The following is a 16,970-nucleotide window of genomic DNA, read 5'->3' as shown; positions in this document are numbered from 1 at the left end:
GGAGATGCCGACGTCGCTTCCGTTGCCGGGGGAGGGGTCGGCCTCAGCGCGGTGCGCCCACCAGCTGCGCGACGTGCACGACGAAGGCGCGGCGGCGGTCGCGCGTCTTCTCCCCGCCCCGGGAGGCGAAGGGGGTGAGGTGCCAGATCTCGCAGAGGCCGAGGAGGGCGATGAAGAGGTCGTCGGCGGACCAGCTCGCGTCGACGACGCCGGTGCGCTGCCACTCGAGGACCCGGGCCTCGGGGGCGGGGACCCCGCCGAGCTGCTCGCCGGCCTCCTCCCAGACGCCGGCTCCCTCCAGGCGCGCCCACGTGAGCAGGCGCAGGAACTCCGGGTGCTCCCACACATGGTCGAACATGCGGCCCGCGAGGTCGGGGAGGTCCGCCGCCTCGGCGAGGAGCGTCTCGTCGAGAGCGCCGAGCGCCTCGACGACGGTCGCGACGAACAGGCCGCGCTTGCCGCCGTAGTAGGCGTAGAGCCGCTCCTTGTTCAGACCCGCCGCCGCGGCCACACGGTCGACCCGGGCGCCCGCGAAGCCGTGGGCGGCGAACTCGACGGAGGCGGCGCGGAGGATCCGCTCGCGTGCGGGCAGCGCCGCATCGGATGTCGGCTCCATGGTTCACCTCCAGGCGCTCGAACGATACACTCTTCTTCGCCCAACCAACTGGTTGGGGTGGTTCGGCCCCGATGACGCGGCTCGGATCCGGACCCGCCGGTCCCGCTCCGCTCCGTGTGAAAGGCCGCCATGCCCTCCCCGTCCGCTCCCTCCTCCGCCCGCCGCTGGTGGGTGCTCGTGATCCTCGCGCTCACGCAGCTCGTCGTCGTGCTCGACGGCACCATCGTCACGATCGCGCTCCCCGCCGCACAGGCCGACCTCGGCCTCACCGACGTCGAGCGCCAGTGGGTCGTCACCGCCTACGCCCTCGCGTTCGGCGCGCTCCTGCTCCTGGGCGGCCGCATCGCCGACTACACCGGCCGCAAGCGCACCTACCTGATCGGGATGATCGGCTTCGGCGCCGCCTCCGCCTGGGGCGGCCTCGCCACCTCCGGCACCGAGCTGATCGCCGCCCGCGGGCTGCAGGGCGCCTTCGCCGCGCTGCTCGCTCCGGCCGCTCTGGCCCTCCTCACCGTCTCCTTCCCCTCCGGCCGCGAGCGGGGCACGGCCTTCGCCGTCTTCGGAGCGGTCGCCGGAGCGGGCGCCGCCGTCGGCCTCGTGCTGGGCGGGCTGCTCACCGAGTTCGCCGACTGGCGCTGGTGCCTCCTCGTCAACGTCCCCGTCGTCGTGGTCGGCGCGATCGCCGGCCAGCTGCTCGTCACCGAGAGCCGCGCGGAGGGGCGCAACCGCTTCGATGTCGCCGGGACGATCACCGTCGCGCTCGGGCTCGCGAGCGTCGTCTACGGCTTCACCCTCGCCGAGCAGGGCTGGCTCCGCGTCGACACCCTCGGCTTCCTCCTCGTCGGCGTGCTGCTGCTGGCCCTCTTCGTGCGGATCCAGGCCCGCTCCGACCACCCGTCGCTGCCGCTGCGCATCGTCGCCGACCGCGTCCGCGGCGGAGCCTTCCTGGTCCAGGCGATCGTCGGCAGCGTGATGATCGGCTCCACCCTCTACCTGACCCTGCACCTGCAGCTGGTCCTGGGCCTGCCGCCGCTCGAGGCGGGCCTGGCCAATCTGCCGATGACGGTGACGATCATGATCGTCGCCGGAGTCGCCGCCAAGCTGCTGCCGCGCATCGGCCCGCGCGTGCTGATGATCGTCGGCCCGCTGATCGCGGCGGCCGGGCTCCTCTACCTGAGCCGCATCACCCCCGACGGCGGCTACCTCCTCGAGGTGCTGCCCGCGCTGATCCTCCTGGGCGTCGGCATGGCGATGGTCTTCGTGCCGCTGCAGAATCTCGCGCTCACCGGAGTCGCGGCCCACGACGCCGGTGCCGCCGGAGCGACCGCGAACGCCGCCATGCAGATCGGCGGCTCGATCGGGCTGTCGATCTTCACGACCCTCTACGCGGGAGTCGCGGGTGAGCAGCAGTCGCCGGTCGCCTTCGTCGACGGCTACTCCGCGGTCTTCGTCGCGGCCGCGATCGGGCTGGTCGTCGCCTCCGTCGTCGCCGTCGCGATGATCCGGGTGAAGAAGGAGGAGTTCCTCGCTCAGGCTCCGAAGGAGGCCGTCGCCCACCTGGGCTGATCCCGGCCTAGGCTCGGAAGCGCTATGCAGCCACTGACCGAGACCGAGATCCGCGAGTCCTTCGTCAACGCCTCCCGCAAGGAGGTCGCCGATCTCGCGCTGCCGAAGGACTTCGACGCGCTGGACTGGTCGGTCATCGACCACCTCGGCTGGCGCGACCGGAGGATGGGCCGCCGCGCCTACGTCGTCGTGCCGCTGGAGGAGCGCCTCGTCGGGGTCCTGCTCACCCAGGCCGACGCCCTGCCGCGCTCGCGGGCGCAGTGCTCGTGGTGCCGCGACGTGCAGCTCCCGAACGACGTCGTCTTCTTCGGGGCGCGGAAGGCCGGAGCGGCCGGGCGGGCGGGGGACTCGCTCGGCACGCTCGTCTGCTCCCGCTTCGAGTGCTCGGTGAATGTGCGGCGGCGCCCGTCGGTGGCCTACATCGGGTTCGACCTCGAGGCGGCGCGGGCACAGCGGATCGCGACTCTGCGGGCGCGCACCGAGGGCTTCGCGCGTGAGGTGCTCGGCGAGGCGTGACCGCGCTCAGCGGCGCGTGGACGCGCGCACGTGCATCCGCTCGCCCTGGCGGCCGAAGAGGCTGAGGAACTCGACCTGCTGCTCGTCGGCGCGGCCGAACCAGTGCGGCACCCGGGTGTCGAACTCGGCGGCCTCGCCGGCCGGCAGCACCAGATCGTGCTCGCCGAGCCGCAGGCGGAGCCGCCCGCTCAGCACGTAGAGCCACTCGAAGCCCTCGTGCGCGCGCTGCTCCGCCGGCTCCGTCACCGGCCCGGCCGGGAGCGTGTGCTTGAACGCCTGGAGCGCGCCCGCGTCGCGGCTGAGCGGCTGGATGAGCATGCCGTTCCGGCGCACCGGCCGCCCGTGCACGCGGGGATCCTCCGGCGCCGCGCCGACGAGCTCGTCGAGCGGCGCCCCGAGGGCGCGGGCGATCGGGAGGAGCAGCTCCAGCGTCGCGCGGCGGCCGCCGCTCTCGAGGCGCGAGAGGGTGCTCGCCGAGATGCCGGTCTCGGCGGCGAGGGACGCGAGCGTGCGGTCGCGGCGGGTGCGCAGGCGACGGAGCCGCGGTCCGACGGCGGCGACGATCTCGTCGTCGGAGGGGGCGGGCGGGGTCTCGGGCACGACGCCATCCTGGCACGGGCGGTCGCGCCGCATGCCGGAACGGCACGGATCCTCGCGGCCCGCCCCGGGGCGGCGGAGCATCGACCCATGACCTCCACCGACGCCCCCACCGGCCCGTCCGTCCCCGCCCCCGCCGACGTCCTGATCCTCGGCGCCTCCTTCGCCGGCCTCGCCGCTGCCACCGCCCTCGGCCGCAGTCTCCGCGACGTCCTCGTCGTCGACGGCGGACCTCCACGCAACGCACCCTCGCCCGGTGCCCACAACGTGCTGACCCGCGACGGCGTCCCGCCCACGGAGCTGGTGCGCCTGGCGCGCGCCGAGGCCGAGGGCTACGGTGCCCGGGTGGTCGAGGGCGAGGCGGTCCGCGCCTCCGCGGGTGCCGAGGGCGTGACCGCGACCCTCGCCGACGGCACGATCCTCCGCGCGCGCCGCCTCCTGCTCGCGACCGGCGTCCGCGACCTGCTGCCGGAGATCCCCGGGCTCGGCGCCCGCTGGGGACGGGACGTCCTGCACTGCCCCTACTGCCACGGCTTCGAGGTGCGCGGCCGGCGGATCGGCGTGCTCGGCAGCTCGTTCGCCGGGCACCAGGCGCAGATGTTCCGGCAGCTCAGCGACCGGACGTCGATCCTGCTCCACGGCGCACCCGCGCCCGCCGGCGACGAGGCGGCGGCGCTGGCCGCCCGCGGGATCGCTCTGGTGCCCGGCCGCGTCGAGAGGGTCCTCGTCGAGGACGACCGCCTGGTCGGCGTGGTGATCGACGGTCGGCGGCACGAGCTCGACGCGCTCGTCGTCGGCCCGCGGGTCGAGGGGCGGCTCCCCGAGGGGCTCGGCCTCGAGCTCGCCGACCACCCGTCGGGAGTCGCGCGGCACCTCGCCGTCGATCCGATGGGCCGGACCGGCGTCGCCGGGGTCTTCGCCGCGGGCTCGCTGGTCGAGCCGATGGCTCAGGTCGTCGCCTCGTCCGCCGACGGGCTGCGCGTGGGCGCGGCGATCAACCACGACCTGATCGAGGAGGAGATCGCCGACGCGCTGCAGGCCGCCTGACGCGCGCTCAGCGGCGGCGGTACTCCAGCTCCGGGCGGCCGGGGGAGCCGTAGCGGGGCGCGCGGTCCGCCACTCCGGAGTCGGCGAGGTGCTCGAGGTAGCGGCGGGCCGTCACCCGCGAGATGTCGAGGCGGGTGGCGAGCTCGGCCGCCGAGAGGCCGACGGGGCCCAGCAGCGCGGTGACGGCCTCGAGGGTCTGCGCCGAGAGCCCCTTCGCCAGACCCGGGGCGTTGGAGGTGCGGAGCGCCGCGAAGGCCCCGTCCACCTCGTGCTGGCTGGCGACGTCGGCGCCGTGCATCCGCTCGCGGTACGACCGGTAGCTGGCGAGCTTGGCGGCGAACGCGCTGAAGACGAACGGCTTGATCAGGTACTGCACGATGCCGGCGGCGACGGAGGCGCGCACGTTCGCGGCGTCGCGGACGGCGGTGATCGCGATGACGTCGACGTCCAGGCCCGCCGCCCGGACGGCCCGGCAGAGGTCGAGGCCGCCCATGTCCGGCAGGTTCATGTCGAGCAGGATCAGCGCGATGCCCGGGTCCGCGCGCAGCGCCCGGATCGCCTCCGCGCCGCTGCCGGCGACCGCGGCCACCTCGAAGCCGTCGACCCGCCGGACGTAGTCGGCGTGGGCGCTCGCGGTCAGCGGCTCGTCCTCGACGACGAGCACTCGGATCACGACGCCACCCGCGCGGGCAGCGGCAGCTGCACCGTGAACACCGCGCCGACGTGGCGCGAGACCTCGATCGAGCCGCCGAGCCGCTCCACCACCTGCTGCACCAGCGCCAGGCCGATGCCGCGGCCGAAGCCGTCCGACTCCTTCGTCGAGTAGCCGCGCGCGAAGACGTCGGCGGTGCCGGCGACTCCGGGGCCGCTGTCCGACACCTGCACCACCAGCTCGCCCTCGGCGAGGCCGAGGTAGACCTCCACCCACGGCTCGCGGTCCGGAGCGGAGGAGGCGGCCGCGTCGAGGGCGTTGTCGATCAGATTGCCCAGCACCGTCACGAGGTCCCCGGGCTCCAGCCCCTGCGTGCCGGGCTCGAGGTGCGTCTCGAAGTGCAGCTCGACGCCGCGCTCGCGGGCCTGCGCGGCCTTGCCCAGCAGCAGGGCGGCGATCACCGGCTCCTGCACGGAGCCGAGGACCCGGTCGGCCAGGCGCTGGCTGAGGTTCAGCTCGCCGGCGGCGAACGCGAGCGCCTCGTCGGGCCGGCCGAGCTCGATCAGCGACGCGATGGTGTGCAGGCGGTTCGAGAACTCGTGGGTCTGCGAGCGCAGCGCGTCCGAGAGGGTGCGCAGCGACTCCAGCTCGCCGCTCACCCGCTGCAGCTCGGTGCGGTCGCGGAGCGTGACGACCGTGCCCAGGGGGCGGGCGCCGGGGGAGGCGGCGGGCCGCTCGTTCACCACGAGGATCCGCTCCCGGGCCACGACCAGGCGGTCCGAGACGGGCTCGTCGTCCTGCAGCAGCTCGCGCAGGGCGACGGGGAGGTCGAGCTCGGCGACCGGCACCGGCGTCCGCACGCCCTCGAGCCCGAGCAGTTCCAGCGCGTGGTCGTTGGCGAGCACCAGTCGGCCGCGGTCGTCGACCAGCAGCAGCCCCTCCCGCACCGAGTGCAGGACGGACTCGTAGTAGGCGAAGACCTGGCTCATCTGCTCCGGGCCCCGCCCGCCCGTGACCCGGCGCAGGTAGCGTGCGAGGAGCCACGAGCCGAGCGCGCCGAGCGCGACCGCGCCGAGCGCGCCCCACGCGACGACCTGCACGCGGGCGGCGAAGGAGGCGTCCACGGCCGAGAGCGTGACGCCCGCCGACACGAGCGCGACGACCGCGCCGTCGGCGTCCTCGATCGGCGCGACGGCGCGGACGGAGGGCCCGAGCGTGCCGGTGTACGTCTCGGTGAAGGTCCGCCCCTCCAGCGCGGGCTCGATCGTGCCCTGGAACGGCAGGCCGATCCGGTCGCGGTCGCGGTGGGTGTACCGGGTGCGGTCGGGCGCCATGATCGTGAGGAAGTCGACGCCGGTGTCCCGCATGACCTCCTCGGCGTACGGCTGCAGGCTCGCGGAGGGATCCGCGCCGGCCGTCGACTCGAGGACGAACGGATTGTCGGCCACCGTCCGCGCCACGACGAGGCTCCGCTGGGCGGCCTCGTCGCCCGCCCGGCTCCGCGCGTCGAGGGCCAGCACCGCGACGGCCGCTGCGGCGATCAGCAGGATGCTCAGCAGCTGCACGGCGAACAGGCGCGCGGCGATGCTGCCGCGCGGTCCGCGTGCGCTCGGCGTCCTGACCATGCCACTCCCTCGTGAGCGAGCGCTCGGGGCGCCCCGCCGTGAACAGTATGAACGCAACCGTGCCGGGCTCCGGAGGCGGGGCCACCATCGTCCTACCCCCTCACCTCGACGAAGAGAAGGACACCCCCATGGCGAAGACGCCTCAGACGCCGTCCGACCGGCTGATCCCCGCGGTCACCCCTCCGAAGACCCGGCGGCGCATCGACCGGAACCACTGGCTCTACATCGCCGTCATCATCGCCGTGGTCGCCGGCGTCGTGGTCGGACTCGTCGCTCCCGCCTTCGCGGCGACGCTCGAGCCCGTCGGCAAGGCCTTCGTCGGACTGATCAAGATGATGATCGCGCCGATCATCTTCTGCACCATCGTCATCGGCATCGGCTCCATCGCGAAGGCCGCCACGGTCGGCAAGGTCGGCGGACTCGCGCTGGGCTACTTCATCGTGATGTCGACCTTCGCCCTGGCGATCGGCCTCGTCGTCGGCAACATCCTGCACCCGGGCGAGGGCCTCGACATCTCGAGCGCCACCTACGACACCAGCGACCTCAAGGCCGAGAGCACCAGCGACTTCGTCCTCGGGATCATCCCCGTCTCGCTGTTCTCCTCGCTCGTGGACGGCAGCATCCTGCAGACCCTCTTCGTCGCGCTGCTCGTCGGCTTCGCGCTGCAGAAGATGGGCGCCAAGGGCCAGCCGATCCTCGGAGCGATCAAGCAGCTCCAGGTCCTGGTCTTCCGCATCCTCTCGATGGTGCTCTGGGTCGCCCCGATCGGCGCGTTCGGCGCCATCGCCGCGGTCGTCGGCAAGACCGGCTGGGGAGCGGTCGTCGCTCTCGCCACCCTGATGATCGGCTTCTACATCACCTGCGCGATCTTCGTGGTCGTCGTCCTCGGCCTGCTGCTGCGCCTGGTGACCGGCGTCAGCATCTTCTCGCTGATGAAGTACCTGGCCCGCGAGTACCTGCTCATCGTCGGCACCTCCTCCTCGGAGGCGGCGCTGCCCCGCCTGATCGCGAAGATGGAGCACCTCGGCGTCTCCAAGCCCGTCGTCGGCATCACCGTGCCCACCGGCTACTCCTTCAACCTCGACGGCACGGCGATCTACCTCACGATGGCGTCGCTGTTCATCGCCTCGGCCACCGGAGCGCCGATGTCGATCCCGGAGCAGATCGGCCTCCTCCTCTTCATGATGATCGCCTCGAAGGGCGCCGCGGGCGTCACCGGAGCGGGCCTGGCCACGCTGGCCGGCGGCCTCCAGTCCTTCCGTCCCGACCTGGTCAACGGCGTCGGTGTGATCGTCGGCATCGACCGCTTCATGTCCGAGGCCCGCGCGGTCACCAACTTCACCGGCAACGCGGTCGCCACCCTTCTCGTGGGCACCTGGACCAAGCAGATCGACATGGTGCAGGTCCGCGAGGTCCTCGGCGGGCGCTCGCCCTTCGACGAGACCACGCTCGGAGCGGACGAGCACGAGGCCCCCGCGTCGGGCACCTCGATCACCGAGGGGATCGCCTCGATCCAGGACTCCGACGAGGCGTCGCGGATGCGCGCGGAGATCGCGGCCAAGCGCTAGCCGATCCGATCGCGAAGGCCCCGCCTCCCGGAACCGGTCTGGGAGGCGGGGCGTCCGTCGTGCGCGGGTCAGTGCCTCCGCACCCCGAGCAGAGGCAGGGTCACCGAGCAGAGCGGCCCGATCAGCACCGCGAAGAGGAGGGTGCCGAGGCCGGCGTCGCCGCCGAGGGCCCAGCCGATGAGCAGCACCGTGAGCTCGACGCCCGAGCGCGCCACCCAGATCGGCAGGCCCGTGCGGGTGTGCAGGCCCAGCATCAGTCCGTCGCGGGGCCCCGGACCGAGGCGGGCGCCGATGTAGATCCCGCTCGCGACCGCCAGCAGCACGAGACCGCCTGCGAAGAGCAGGCCGCGGGCCCACCACTCCTCCGGCGTCGCCAGCACACGCAGTCCGACGTCGATCATCGTGCCGACCACGAGCACGTTCAGCACGGTGCCGAGACCGGGCCGCTGTCGGAGGGGGATCCACAGCAGCAGGACGAGCAGGCCGATCACGTTCGTGAGCAGTCCGATCCCGAGCCCGGTCTGGTGCGCGACCCCCTGGGCGAAGACGGTCCACGGGTCCACGCCGATCGCCGCGCGGATCATCATCGCGTCGGCGAATCCGTAGAGGATCAGGCCCACCAGCAGGCGCGGCACGGGTCGGAGGCGCCACTGGCCAGCCGGGGGAGCGGCGGCGGCAACGGGAGCGGTGAGCGTCATGGACTCATCACAGCGCGACATTGGCCTTCTTCGCGCGGTCCAATTCGGCTACCTTGGACGCATGGCTGATGTCCACTTCGGCGCGCGCGCCCTGCAGACCCTCCTCGGCGACTGGCGCGAGCAGCGCGGCACCCGGCCCGCCTACCTCGCGCTGGCCGACCGGATCCGCCTCCTCGGGATCGACGGCCGCATCCCCGCGGGCAGCCGCCTGCCCGCCGAGCGCGAGCTCTCGGCCCGCCTCGGCGTCAGCCGCACGACCGTGGCCGCCGCGTACCGCGAGCTGCGCGACAGCGGCTACCTCGTCAGCGTGCGCGGCTCCGGCAGCGTCACCCGCCTGCCGGGAGCGGCCGTGCACGCGGTGCCCTCGCTCGCGCCGGACTTCCTCGACTTCACCAAGGCGGCCCTGCCCGCCCTCCCCGAGCTGGCCGAGGCCTACACCCGCGCGGCGCAGGCGGCCCCCGAGCACTTCGACTCCGGCTCCTACGACACGGTCGGTCTGCCGGTGCTGCGCCGCGCGATCGCCGAGCGCTACACCGCGCGGGGTCTGCGCACCGAGCCCGGCCAGATCATGGTGACCATCGGCGCGCAGCACGCGATCGCGCTCGTCGCCCGCACCCTGCTCGCGAGGGGCGACCGGGCGCTGATCGAGGCCCCGACCTACCCGCACGCCTACGAGGCCCTCCGGCTGGCCGGCGCGCGGCTCGTGCCGGTGAACGTCGACGGGGCGGACGGCTGGGACGGAGAGGGCCTGATCGCCGCGCTGCGCGGCACGAGCCCGAGTCTGGCCTACCTGATGCCCGACTTCCACAACCCGACCGGCCGCTCCATGGCCCCCGAGCTGCGGGAGCGGGCGATCGCCGCCGCGGCCCGGCAGGGCACGCTGATCATCGCCGACGAGACGACGGCCGAGCTCGACATCGACCGGCGGATGACGCCGCTGCCGTTCGCCGCCTACGGGCCCGAGGGGACGGTGCTCTCGATAGGCTCCGTCGGCAAGACGCTGTGGGGCGGCATCCGGATCGGCTGGATCCGCGCCGAGCGGGTGGTGATCCGCAAGCTGGCGCTGGCGCGCTCGGCGAGCGACCTCGGCACGCCGATCCTGGAGCAGCTCCTGGTCGCGGACATGCTCGGCCGGATGGACGGCGTGCTGGAGCTGCGGCGCTCGCAGCTGCGCGCGGGCCGCGACCACCTCGAAGCGGCCCTGGCGCGCGCGATCCCGGAGTGGAGCGTGCCGCGGGTCTCGGGCGGCCTCTCCACCTGGGTGGGCCTGGGCCGGCCGGCGAGCTCGCAGCTCGCGCTCGCCGCCCGGACGGCGGGCCTGCTGATCACCGCGGGCCCGCGCTTCGGGATCGACGGCGCCTTCGAGCGCTTCCTCCGCATCCCGATCGGCTACTCGCCCGAGGCGACCGACCGGGCCGTGGAGGCGCTCGCGACGGCGTGGGCGCAGGTCGCCCGGCACCCGGCGGCCGACCCGGGGTACCTCGCCGACGTGGTCTGAGGTGGAGTGCCCGCCGGGCGTGTGAGATCGTTCTCTCATGAGCGACGGGTACGGCTACCTGCTGGTCCACTTCGTGGAGGACCGGACCGGCCACAGCGAGAAGATCTTCCTCTCGCTCAGCCGGGGCGACGATCCGCTGCGCTGGCGGGCGCTCGGGCCGGTGCTGGAGTGGACCGGCGGCACGGGCGGCGTCCGCGACCCCCACATCGTCCGCGGGCCGCGGGGCTTCCACCTCGTCGCCACCGATCTCCGCGTCTGGCGGCCCGAGAGCCCGGACTGGGACCTCTACCGGCACCGGGGGAGCCGCGACCTCGTGGTCTGGGACTCCCCTGACCTCCTCGAGTGGTCCGAGCCGCGAGCGGTCGCCGTCGCTCCCGAGGGCGCGGGCATGGCCTGGGCGCCGGAGTCGGTCTACGACCCGGTCTCGGGCGACTTCCTCGTGCACTGGTCCTCCGGGCTGGCCGAGGACGGCGACCCCGCCACCGGCGAGACGGGCGACAGCCGCATCCTGCTCTCCCGCACGCGCGACTTCCGCACGTTCACCGAGCCCGAGACCTACCTGCGGCTGCCCGGCGGAGTGATCGACATGACGCTCCTGATCGAGCGCACGGCCGTCCACCGTTTCGCCAAGCAGCACGACGAGGCCCCCGACACGATGCAGGTGTTCCAGCAGGTCGGCTCCTCCCTCCTCGCGGACGACTTCACCACCGTCGCCCGGGGGATCGGGCAGGAGCTCGGCCCGAGCATCGAGGGGCCGCTGGTCTTCCGGCACCACCGCGAGGAGCGCTGGTCGCTCTGGGTCGACCAGTACGCCCTCCGCCCCTACGGCTACCGCGCCTACACGAGCACCGACCCGGCCTCGGGCCGCTGGGAGCTCGCGGAGGAGTTCGACCTGCCCGAGGACACCAAGCACGGAGCGGTCCTCCCGCTCACCCGATCCGAGTACACGGCGCTCGACGAGCGCCACCCCGCCTGAGAGGCCCCGCATGACCGACTTCAGCCCCCGTCTCGCCGACGCCCTCGTCACCGTCCTCGGTGCCGACGGCGCTCCGCTCGCCCACGCCGACGTGACGGTCGAGCAGCGCCGCCACGCCTTCGCCTTCGGCTGCACTCCGCCGAGCACCGACCCCGCGCGCGCCGAGGAGCGCCGGCTCTGGCTCGACCTGTTCGACACGGCGACGCTCCCCGTCTACTGGGGCCGCTTCGAGCAGGAGCGCGGCCGCACCGCGACGGAGGAGGTGCTCACCGAGGCGCGCGCGCTCGCCGCGGACGGCGTCCGGCTGAAGGGGCACCCGCTGGTCTGGCACTACGTGAAGCCGGAGTGGCTCGACGCGCTGCCGCTGGACGAGGCCGAGCAGCTCCTCCGCGCGCGCATCCGCCGGGAGGTGGGCGCCTTCGCCGGGCTGATCGACACCTGGGACGCGATCAACGAGGTCGTCATCATGCCGCGCTTCGCGAACGAGCCGGACGGCGTGACGAACGCCGTCACCCGCCTCGCCCGCGAGAAGGGACGCGTCGGCATGGTCGAGCTGGCCTTCTCGGAGGCGCGCAGCCTCGGCACCGGACCGGTGCTCGTGCTGAACGACTTCGACCTCGGGCCCGAGTACGAGCGGCTGATCGAGGACGTGCTCGAGGCCGGGATCCGGCCCGATGCGATCGGCCTGCAGTCGCACATGCACCAGGGGTTCCGCGGGGAGGAGCAGATCGCGGCGATCTGCGACAGGTTCGCGCGCTTCGGCCTGCCGCTGCACTGGACCGAGACCACCCTCGTCTCGGGCGAGCTGATGCCCGCCGAGATCGAGGACCTCAACGACCACGTGGTCGAGGACTGGCCGACCACCCCGGAGGGGGAGGCGCGGCAGGCGGACGAGATGGTGCGGCACTACGAGACGCTGGTCGCGCATCCGGCGGTCGAGGCGATCACCTACTGGGGCTTCGACGACGCCGGCGCCTGGCTCGGAGCGCCGGGCGGGTTCCTCCGCCGCGACGGGAGCCCGAAGCCGGCCTACGAGGCGCTGCGCTCGCGGATCCGCGGGGACTGGTGGCTCGAGCCGACGGTGCTCCGGACGGACGCCGAGGGGCGCGTCGGCGTCCGGGCCTTCGCCGGGGACTTCGCGCTCTCGAGCGCCGGGGCGGGCGCTGCAGTGAGCCTCCCCGTCGGGTCGTCGACGGCTGAGGTCCGCCTGGGCTGAGGGCGTCCGGGGCCGGCCGGTGGCGCCGGTCGCCCCGTCGCACGCCCCGGAACGCCGCGTCCCTCCCAACACTCAGTCGGCTGATGGAAGACTCGGAGGGTGCATCTCCTCGCGGTCCTCAGCATGAAGAACCGGGCGCTCATCGCGCTCGTCACCGTCGTCATCGCCGTCTTCGGCGGAGTCGCCCTGACCGGGCTCAAGCAGGAGCTCGCGCCGTCGATCTCCTTCCCGCAGCTCGCCGTCGTCACGTCCTACCCGGGCGCCGCTCCGGAGGTGGTCAACGACGACGTCTCGACGCCGATCGAGACCGCCATCCAGGGGGTGCCGGGGCTCGAGACGACCAGCGCGACGTCCTCCACGGACTCCTCCCTCATCTCGGCGTCCTTCACCTACGGCACCGACCTCGCCACCGCCGAGCAGAAGATCCTGCAGGCGATCAACCGGATCAAGAGCACGCTCCCGGACGGCGTCGACCCGCAGGTGGTCACCGGCTCCCTCGACGACCTGCCGGTGCTGCAGCTCGCCGTGTCGAGCGACGGCGACGCGGACGCGCTGGCCGAGCGCCTGCGCACCACGGTCATCCCGGACCTGGAGAAGGTCGAGGGCGTGCGCGAGGCGGCGCTCGTCGGCGAGACCGCCCAGCGCGTCACGATCACCCCGGACGACGCGGCGCTCGCCGCGGCCGGCCTCTCGACCGGCGACATCCGCTCGGCCCTGCAGCAGAACGGCGTGCTCGTCGCGGGCGGACAGATCACCCAGGACGGCTCGACCTTCTCGGTGCAGTCGGGCGTCAAGCTCGACTCGACCGACGCGATCGCGGCGCTGCCGCTGCTGCCGTCCGCAGGTGCCTCCGCGGGTGCGGGCGGCGCCGGTGCGTCAGCGGGCGCGGGTGCCTCCGCGGGCTCCGGCGCTTCGGTCGGCGGCTCCGACGTCGGAGCGGCGGCGGGAGGCGCGGCCGTGACCGCAGAGCCGACGGTCACCACCCTCGGCTCCGTCGCGACCGTCGCCGTCACCGACGCCCCCGTCACCTCGATCTCGCGCGTCAACGGCCAGCCCGCCCTGACCCTCTCGATCACCAAGCTCCCCGCGGCGAACACCGTCGACGTGTCGACCGGCGTGGCCGCGCTGCTCCCGGACCTCGAGGAGTCGATCGGCGACAACGCCGCCTTCACCCCGGTCTTCGACCAGGCGCCCTACATCCAGGAGTCGATCGCGTCGCTCGCGCAGGAGGGGGCGCTCGGCCTCGTCTTCGCCGTGCTGGTGATCCTGCTGTTCCTGCTGTCGGTGCGCTCGACCCTGGTCACGGCCATCTCGATCCCGACGTCGGTGCTGATCACGTTCATCGGCCTGCAGACGGCCGGCTACACCCTCAACATCCTGACCCTCGGCGCGCTCACCATCGCGATCGGGCGTGTGGTCGACGACTCCATCGTCGTGATCGAGAACATCAAGCGGCACCTCGACGCGGGCGAGGACCGGGCCCGGACCATCGCGGTCGCCGTCCGCGAGGTCGCCGGCGCGATCACCGCCTCCACGATCACCACGGTCGCGGTCTTCCTGCCGATCTCGTTCGTCGGCGGCACCACGGGCGAGCTGTTCCGGCCCTTCGCGCTGACCGTGTCGATCGCCCTGCTCGCCTCCCTCGTGGTGGCGCTGACGATCGTGCCGGTGCTGGCCTCCTGGTTCCTCCGCCCCTCGATGCGGCCGGCGGTGCGCCAGGCCGCGCAGGCGGCGCTCGCGGAGGAGCGCGCGGCGGCCGGAGGGGCACCCGCCTCGGGCGTCCCGGCCGACACCGCTGCGCCGGTCGAGGAGGCCCCGCACCACGGCGCCCACGCCGCTCCCCGGCGGGCGCGCGGGCTGCAGTCGGTCTACGGCCCGATCATCCACTGGACCCTGAAGCACTCGGTCGTCACCGTCCTCCTCGCGCTGCTCGTGCTCGTCGGGACCGGTGCGCTGTACCCGCTGATGAAGACGAACTTCCTCGGCTCCAGCGGGCAGGACACCTTCACCGTCACCCAGACGGTCCCCGTCGGCCAGAGCCTCGACGCGCAGGACGCGACGGCGCAGCAGGCGAGCACGGCGATCCTCGGCGTCGACGGCGTCGAGACCGTCCAGCTCACCGTCGGCTCCTCCGGCGGCCTGCAGAGCGCGTTCGGCGGGGGAGGAGGCGGCGGCACCTCGATCCGCTACTCCGTCACCACCGACGAGTCGGCCGACCAGGTAGCCGTGCAGGCGGACGTCCGCGACGCGCTGTCGGGCGTCGCCTCGGCCGAGGACATCAGCGTCGCCGCCTCCTCCGGCTTCGGCGCCTCCTCGGACATCGAGGTCGACCTCTCGACCGCCTCGCAGAGCGACCTCCAGAGCGCGAGCGACCAGCTCCTCGAAGCCCTGCGCGGGACCGACGGGATCAGCCAGGCCGAGAGCAACCTCTCCTCCTCGCTGCCCTACATCGCGGTGCGGGTCGACCGCGACGCCGCGGCCCGGGCGGGTCTCAGCGAGGTCGCCGTGGGCACGATCGTCAGCCAGGCGCTCCAGCCCAGCCAGGTCGGCAGCGTCGTGATCGACGACCGCACCCTCTCGATCTACCTGGCCGACGGGCAGCCGCCGGCCACCGTGGACGAGCTGCGGAACCTCGAGGTGCCGACCCTCACCGGCACCGTCGCGCTCTCCACCCTCGCGGCGGTCGAGCAGACGGACGGTCCGGCGAGCATCACCACCGAGCGCGGGCAGCGCACCGCGACCATCACCGTCACCCCGGAGGGCGACGACCTCGCCTCGGCCAACGTCGCCGTGCAGAACGCGATCGACGCGACGGCGCTTCCGGCCGGTGTCGACGCCTCCCTCGGCGGAGTGACCGCCGACCAGGCCGACGCGTTCTCGCAGCTGGGCATCGCGCTGCTGGTCGCGATCCTGATCGTCTACGTCGTGATGGTGGCGACGTTCCGCTCGCTCCTGCAGCCGCTGCTCCTGCTCGTGTCCGTGCCGTTCGCGGCGACCGGCGCGATCCTCCTGCAGGTGATCACCGGCGTGCCGCTGGGCGTGCCGTCCCTGATCGGCGTGCTGATGCTGATCGGCATCGTCGTCACCAACGCGATCGTGCTCGTGGACCTGGTGAACCAGTACCGCGATCGCGGGATGCCGGTGCGGGAGGCGCTGCTGCACGGCACCGAGCGGCGGCTCCGGCCCATCCTGATGACCGCCCTCGCGACGATCTTCGCCCTCCTGCCGATGGCGCTGGGGATCACGGGCCACGGCGGCTTCATCTCGCAGCCGCTGGCGATCGTCGTGATCGGCGGCCTGGTGTCCTCGACGGTGCTGACCCTCGTGGTCCTGCCCGTCGTCTACAACCTTGTCGAGGGGTATCGTGAGCGGCGGCGTGCCGCCCGCGCCGGGAAGGCGTCGGCATGACGGACATCAGGGATGCGGCCGGGACGGTCGGCTCGCGCTGGCGCAGCGGCCCGGAGCGCGCCACCGCGGTCCTCGACGAGATCGGTCCGGAGCGCTTCGTCGCCCGCGACTTCCGCCCGGGCACGCTCCGGCACCTCGTCCTGATCCGCTTCCGCCCGACGGCGCTGGTCGCCGAGGCGGACGAGGTCACCCGCCGCTTCCTCGCCCTGGCCGACGAGTGCGTCCGCGACGGACGGCCCTACATCGAGTCGATCGAGACCGGGCCGCAGCTGAGCATCGAGGGCGCGGGCGAGGGCTTCGACCGCGCGTTCCTGCTGACCTTCTCCTCCGAGGGCGACCTGCACTACTACCTGGGCCGGCCGGCCGTCGAGGACCCCGCGCACTGGGATCCGGCGCACGACGCGTTCAAGGAGTTCGTCGGGCCGTTCGTCGACACGGCCGGCATCGTCGCGTTCGACTTCCGACCCGAAGAGCACTGATGGCGACTCCCGACTTCGTGCTGCGACTGCGCGAGCGGATCGGGACCGAGCTGCTCTGGCTCACCGGCGTGACCGCGGTGATCCTCCGCGAGGAGCCGGCGCTCGAGGTCCTGCTCGTCCGGCGCGCCGACACCGGCGCCTGGACGGCCGTCACCGGGATCATCGACCCGGGCGAGACCGTCGCCGGCACCGCCCGCCGCGAGGCGCAGGAGGAGGCGGGCGTCGAGATCGAGGTCGAGCGCCTCGTGCAGGTGCACACCCTCCCACCGATGCAGTACCCTAACGGGGACCGCTCGCAGTACCTCGACCACGTGGTGCGCTGCCGCTGGATCTCGGGGGAGGCCCACGTCGCGGACGACGAGTCGACCGAGGTCGGCTGGTTCGCGCCCGACGCGCTGCCGCCGATGTCGGACGAGCACCGCGCCCGGATCCAGCGGGCACTGTCGGACGAGCCGGGCTGCTCGATCGACTGACGGCGGGGGTGCGCGCCGGACGAGGCGGGGCCGCC

The 16,970-nt window shown here is 73.5% G+C and carries 15 protein-coding genes; 10 read left to right on the top strand and 5 right to left on the bottom strand.

The window, feature by feature from the left end; translation table 11 throughout:
- Positions 1-43: 43 nt before the first annotated feature.
- On the bottom strand, positions 44-616 hold the full coding sequence (locus C5C99_RS02985) for a TetR family transcriptional regulator (RefSeq protein ID WP_104233110.1): 573 nt from the start codon (positions 614-616) through the stop codon (positions 44-46).
- A 129-nt stretch (positions 617-745) separates the two neighbouring features.
- Between C5C99_RS02985 and C5C99_RS02980 the strand changes: the two genes are divergently transcribed.
- Together C5C99_RS02980 and C5C99_RS02975 are read left to right on the top strand one after the other, a co-directional pair.
- The gene (locus C5C99_RS02980; protein ID WP_104222849.1) at positions 746-2,182 is read left to right on the top strand and encodes an MFS transporter; all 1,437 of its coding nucleotides are present in this window, start codon (positions 746-748) and stop codon (positions 2,180-2,182) included.
- 24 nt (positions 2,183-2,206) lie between these two features.
- A complete protein-coding gene (locus C5C99_RS02975) occupies positions 2,207-2,698 on the top strand; it encodes an FBP domain-containing protein (RefSeq protein WP_104222848.1) in 492 nt (163 codons plus the stop codon).
- A gap of 6 nt (positions 2,699-2,704) precedes the next feature.
- Here C5C99_RS02975 and C5C99_RS02970 read toward each other — a convergent pair whose 3' ends face one another.
- Positions 2,705-3,298 carry a helix-turn-helix domain-containing protein gene (locus C5C99_RS02970; RefSeq protein WP_104283164.1) on the bottom strand — a complete coding sequence of 198 codons (594 nt, stop codon included), beginning with the start codon at positions 3,296-3,298 and terminating at the stop codon, positions 2,705-2,707.
- 87 nt (positions 3,299-3,385) lie between these two features.
- Between C5C99_RS02970 and C5C99_RS02965 the strand changes: the two genes are divergently transcribed.
- Positions 3,386-4,342 (top strand): NAD(P)/FAD-dependent oxidoreductase, encoded by a 957-nt coding sequence (locus C5C99_RS02965; RefSeq protein WP_104339575.1) that lies wholly within the window; start codon positions 3,386-3,388, stop codon positions 4,340-4,342.
- Positions 4,343-4,349: 7 nt separating this feature from the next.
- On the opposite strand, the gene C5C99_RS02960 is transcribed toward C5C99_RS02965, so the two are convergent.
- Together C5C99_RS02960 and C5C99_RS02955 are read right to left on the bottom strand one after the other, a co-directional pair.
- The gene (locus C5C99_RS02960; RefSeq protein ID WP_104223809.1) at positions 4,350-5,015 is read right to left on the bottom strand and encodes a response regulator; all 666 of its coding nucleotides are present in this window, start codon (positions 5,013-5,015) and stop codon (positions 4,350-4,352) included.
- Complete coding sequence (locus C5C99_RS02955) at positions 5,012-6,619, bottom strand: sensor histidine kinase (RefSeq protein ID WP_104233114.1); 1,608 nt, start codon at positions 6,617-6,619, stop codon at positions 5,012-5,014. Before C5C99_RS02955 ends, C5C99_RS02960 begins: the two co-directional genes overlap by 4 nt.
- 128 nt (positions 6,620-6,747) lie before the next feature.
- Here C5C99_RS02955 and C5C99_RS02950 point away from each other — a divergent pair, with 128 nt between their 5' ends.
- Positions 6,748-8,187 (top strand): cation:dicarboxylate symporter family transporter, encoded by a 1,440-nt coding sequence (locus C5C99_RS02950; RefSeq protein WP_104223811.1) that lies wholly within the window; start codon positions 6,748-6,750, stop codon positions 8,185-8,187.
- Between the two features lie 68 nt (positions 8,188-8,255).
- Here C5C99_RS02950 and C5C99_RS02945 read toward each other — a convergent pair whose 3' ends face one another.
- Positions 8,256-8,885 (bottom strand): YitT family protein, encoded by a 630-nt coding sequence (locus C5C99_RS02945; RefSeq protein ID WP_374953139.1) that lies wholly within the window; start codon positions 8,883-8,885, stop codon positions 8,256-8,258.
- A 61-nt stretch (positions 8,886-8,946) separates the two neighbouring features.
- Here C5C99_RS02945 and C5C99_RS02940 point away from each other — a divergent pair, with 61 nt between their 5' ends.
- From C5C99_RS02940 to C5C99_RS02915, 6 genes are all read left to right on the top strand, one after another.
- On the top strand, positions 8,947-10,383 hold the full coding sequence (locus C5C99_RS02940) for a PLP-dependent aminotransferase family protein (protein WP_104339574.1): 1,437 nt from the start codon (positions 8,947-8,949) through the stop codon (positions 10,381-10,383).
- A gap of 37 nt (positions 10,384-10,420) precedes the next feature.
- Complete coding sequence (locus C5C99_RS02935) at positions 10,421-11,359, top strand: glycoside hydrolase family 43 protein (RefSeq protein ID WP_104339303.1); 939 nt, start codon at positions 10,421-10,423, stop codon at positions 11,357-11,359.
- 10 nt (positions 11,360-11,369) lie between these two features.
- A complete protein-coding gene (locus tag C5C99_RS02930; protein ID WP_104339573.1) occupies positions 11,370-12,575 on the top strand; it encodes an endo-1,4-beta-xylanase in 1,206 nt (401 codons plus the stop codon).
- Positions 12,576-12,674: 99 nt separating this feature from the next.
- Positions 12,675-15,983 carry an efflux RND transporter permease subunit gene (locus C5C99_RS02925; RefSeq protein WP_104339572.1) on the top strand — a complete coding sequence of 1,103 codons (3,309 nt, stop codon included), beginning with the start codon at positions 12,675-12,677 and terminating at the stop codon, positions 15,981-15,983.
- On the top strand, positions 15,980-16,462 hold the full coding sequence (locus C5C99_RS02920) for a Dabb family protein (RefSeq protein ID WP_104246895.1): 483 nt from the start codon (positions 15,980-15,982) through the stop codon (positions 16,460-16,462). Before C5C99_RS02925 ends, C5C99_RS02920 begins: the two co-directional genes overlap by 4 nt.
- Complete coding sequence (locus tag C5C99_RS02915) at positions 16,462-16,935, top strand: NUDIX domain-containing protein (RefSeq protein ID WP_104246894.1); 474 nt, start codon at positions 16,462-16,464, stop codon at positions 16,933-16,935. Before C5C99_RS02920 ends, C5C99_RS02915 begins: the two co-directional genes overlap by 1 nt.
- The last annotated feature ends 35 nt before the right edge of the window (positions 16,936-16,970 follow it).

The sequence above is a fragment of the Rathayibacter sp. AY1C4 genome, from assembly GCF_002932195.1.
Taxonomy (GTDB): Bacteria; Actinomycetota; Actinomycetes; order Actinomycetales; family Microbacteriaceae; genus Rathayibacter.
This window is presented reverse-complemented; position numbering and strand designations above follow the sequence as displayed.